At 33.7% G+C, this 3,025-nt stretch carries 5 protein-coding genes; 3 read left to right on the top strand and 2 right to left on the bottom strand.

What is annotated here, in order from left to right:
- The first annotated feature begins 31 nt into the window (after positions 1 to 31).
- Positions 32 to 676 carry a hypothetical protein gene (locus AM305_RS12345; protein WP_011270135.1) on the top strand — a complete coding sequence of 215 codons (645 nt, stop codon included), beginning with the start codon at positions 32 to 34 and terminating at the stop codon, positions 674 to 676.
- A 47-nt stretch (positions 677 to 723) separates the two neighbouring features.
- On the opposite strand, the gene AM305_RS09870 is transcribed toward AM305_RS12345, so the two are convergent.
- Both AM305_RS09870 and AM305_RS09865 read right to left on the bottom strand, forming a co-directional pair.
- Positions 724 to 969 (bottom strand): hypothetical protein, encoded by a 246-nt coding sequence (locus AM305_RS09870; protein WP_005825602.1) that lies wholly within the window; start codon positions 967 to 969, stop codon positions 724 to 726.
- Complete coding sequence (locus tag AM305_RS09865; RefSeq protein WP_005825601.1) at positions 956 to 1,603, bottom strand: AAA family ATPase; 648 nt, start codon at positions 1,601 to 1,603, stop codon at positions 956 to 958. Before AM305_RS09865 ends, AM305_RS09870 begins: the two co-directional genes overlap by 14 nt.
- A gap of 178 nt (positions 1,604 to 1,781) precedes the next feature.
- Here AM305_RS09865 and AM305_RS09860 point away from each other — a divergent pair, with 178 nt between their 5' ends.
- Together AM305_RS09860 and AM305_RS09855 are read left to right on the top strand one after the other, a co-directional pair.
- Positions 1,782 to 2,387: a recombinase family protein gene (locus AM305_RS09860; RefSeq protein ID WP_005825600.1), complete on the top strand. Its 606-nt coding sequence runs from the start codon at positions 1,782 to 1,784 to the stop codon at positions 2,385 to 2,387.
- Between the two features lie 235 nt (positions 2,388 to 2,622).
- Positions 2,623 to 2,895 carry a hypothetical protein gene (locus AM305_RS09855; protein WP_005825599.1) on the top strand — a complete coding sequence of 91 codons (273 nt, stop codon included), beginning with the start codon at positions 2,623 to 2,625 and terminating at the stop codon, positions 2,893 to 2,895.
- The last annotated feature ends 130 nt before the right edge of the window (positions 2,896 to 3,025 follow it).

The following is a 3,025-nucleotide window of genomic DNA, read 5'->3' as shown; positions in this document are numbered from 1 at the left end:
ATTTTCATAAAATTACACGGTAAGAAAGTGTATGGATTTTCACAAAGGTGTACGCCCATCTATTCCGTTCTTGCGTGGTGAGAGTGTCGGGCTTCACAGAGGGCGGGATTTGTATTCATCTGAACGGAAGGGATATTCCATTAGAGAGAACGAACGACAAAGAATTAGAGAACGAGAACAAACGATAAGGGACACACATGAACACACTGGAAATAGTTTTGAATCAATTATCGGAGATAGAGGAAATCCAATCAGCTTGCTTAGAGGATTACGAGAAACTCTCTCAAGGTTTTTTGACAGTTCAGCAGAATTTAAATCTTATACAGAAAGAAGTCCAAGAAGTGAAAATACTGGAGGATACACTCAAAAAGAATCAGAATACGTTAGAAACATTACTAGCTTCTATCAACGAAGATATAAAGAAACAGCCTCAAGAGAATTCTTATCAGACATTAAACCAAGAATTAAATTCATCACTAACAGCATTATCAACATCAGTGGAGCGATTGGAAGCGAAATTATCGGAACAATCGAAAGAATTAAATCAGCTATCGTTACTAGTAAAGCAAAACTAGAAATAAGCATTGAGTCTGTAACAGAAAAACAACAATCAACAAATCAAAGTCTTACTGAACAGCAACGTTATCAAGCACCAACAAGACCTAGATTTAGATAATGTAAAAGGGTATCGGAGATACCCTTTTCATATTTAATAATTATGAATTATGAATTATTATTTCTATTTTCTAAAGCTCTACGGATAATTTCACTCACAGATTTAGGTTCTACGCCAGCTCGCTTATTTGCCAACGCTTCATCTTCAAGAGCGGTCAGTAATGATTTAGGCAAAGAAAAACTAGTTCTTACCATAGAATCATCTACTTTAATCTTGCCATACGGCTTATCTACTAGTTGCTCGACTAATTTTTCAGTATCTTTTTCCGTTATACTTCTCTTATTTAACGCCATTAAACACCTCATCAATTAAACATAAAACTTCATTTTTTGCTTGTTCGTTATTCATCTCTAACACTGATTTTCCCTCACTCATTACATCTCGATAAACCTTTCTGTAATATCCCACGCTATTTAAAATTTCAAAATCGTTAAATTCACTTACAAACTCAATAAATTCAGCTCGTTCCTTATCCTTCAAAAGCGGATTAGTTGTAGCCATTGTCTGATAACAATAAATTTTTAAATTTGGGTTTAGAGTTCTTATCCCATCAGCCTGAATTTGCAATTCACTTAGAGTATCTAGATCAAGTTGTGAGCATTGATGTGGTGCAATAATAAAATCAGCCACAGTACCACCAGTTATAAGTTCTTTGCTATTTCTCCCAGCAACATCAACAATTACATAATCAAATTTATCATTAAGCTGTTTGAGTGTTTGAGCTATATTATCTCGCTTTTCAATTAAGGTAATACTTGGCTTTCTTTCATTTAGCTCCCTTTCAGAATACCAACGAGAAGCAGAACGCTGAGCATCAGCATCGACCAAGCAAACATCTTTACCTTGCATTGCCAAACCAATAGCAACATTTACTGCGGTTGTTGTTTTAGCCGCACCGCCTTTATTACAACCAATAATCACAATCATAGACCCCTCCAAACAAATATAAATTATTATTTCATACTTCATAAATAATCACAATGTTTTAATATTTAGTAAAGAGATCACCTTTCCTTCAATGTGATAAAAAAAAAATAAAAATATCTTTTTATTTTCATTTATCGTAAAATAAAAACATAATTAAATTTTATTTTACGAGATAAAAATGCAAAAAGTAATAGGATATGTCAGAGTATCAACCGATAAGCAAGACGCAGAAAAGCAATGGAATACCGTCTTAAACTATGCAAATAATGAATTAAAAACTCCAATTAAAAAAGTAGAGGACACAGAGAGCGGAAAAATAGAATGGAGAAAACGCTCTTTGGGTAAAATTGTTGATGAATGTGAAAAAGGCGACATCATTGTCGTCAGTGAAATCTCAAGAATTGAGCGTTCTACACTTGGTGTATTAGAATTATTAAAAGTAACGTCAGAAAAGGGGGTTCAGGTTCATATCGTGCAACAAGGCTTACAATTCAAAGGGCAAGACGATATAGCAACAAAAGTGCTTGCTACCACTCTTGGCATGATCGCTGAAATTGAACGTGAATTCATTTCACAACGTACAAAAAACGCATTAGCCAAACTCAAAGCTGACGGAAAAAAACTAGGCAGACCTAAAGGAAGAGCAAAAAATTATAAACTTGATAAATATCGCAATGATATTATTTCTTACTTGGAGAAAGGTCTCAATAAAACTGCAATAGCTAAACTTATTGGTGTTTCTGTACCAACGCTAAACGCTTTTTTAAAGAGAGAGGGGTTATAAGCAACTTTAAATCCGCTTTAGAATAAAAATAAAACGTCCGTTTTTTCTTTACGTTTTCATTGCACTTGAACCTCAAAAAATTTATTTTTTTATGTGTTTATTTTTTCTATTTATAGTAAAAAAAAATTGAAAATAGGTTTTTGTTTTCATTTGATGAAAAAATAATCAAAAAAACACTAAAAATCTCAAGAGCTACTGTAATTCGTAGATTAAGAGAAGCCGAAGGAGCAACAGAATGAAAGATTATCAACCTACCAACCCTGAATTATTGAATTATGCCGTTGAATTGCTTGAGAGTGGCAAAATAGACGGTATTAAGTGCTATTTAGCTGATGATAACGCCCTGATGATTGCTGAAATGCTTGTGAATGACAAACCTCTACGAATTGGGGCAAGGGTTATTTATCCGCTTCAAGACTTAGACAAGCAAATTGCATACCTAGAGGCGAACTTACTTGAGAATATCAAAGTGCATTTCATTGTAGAAAGCATTGAGATTAAAGGCTAAATTGCTAGACTTTTGCGCTTAAATTCGCCAAAATCTGTTTTTTTGTTCTACAAACAAATTATCCGAATTTCCGCGCAATGTACGTTTCAGGCTGCCTGAAAAGAAATTTATTTAGTAAAATCAAAGGATA

The organism is Actinobacillus minor NM305, assembly GCF_000175195.1.
Taxonomy (GTDB): domain Bacteria; phylum Pseudomonadota; class Gammaproteobacteria; order Enterobacterales; family Pasteurellaceae; genus Haemophilus_A; species Haemophilus_A minor.
Note: the sequence above shows the minus strand (reverse complement) of the source record. Positions and strands in the feature narration are given on the sequence as shown.

What these genes read in the sequence shown, in the direction of transcription:
- AM305_RS12345 (WP_011270135.1), top strand. Translation starts at nt 32, where the DNA reads ATGGATTTTCACAAAGGTGTACGCCCATCTATTCCGTTCTTGCGTGGT.
- AM305_RS09860 (WP_005825600.1), top strand. Translation starts at nt 1,782, where the DNA reads ATGCAAAAAGTAATAGGATATGTCAGAGTATCAACCGATAAGCAAGAC.
- AM305_RS09865 (WP_005825601.1), bottom strand. Translation starts at nt 1,603, where the DNA reads ATGATTGTGATTATTGGTTGTAATAAAGGCGGTGCGGCTAAAACAACA.
- AM305_RS09870 (WP_005825602.1), bottom strand. Translation starts at nt 969, where the DNA reads ATGGCGTTAAATAAGAGAAGTATAACGGAAAAAGATACTGAAAAATTA.
- AM305_RS09855 (WP_005825599.1), top strand. Translation starts at nt 2,623, where the DNA reads ATGAAAGATTATCAACCTACCAACCCTGAATTATTGAATTATGCCGTT.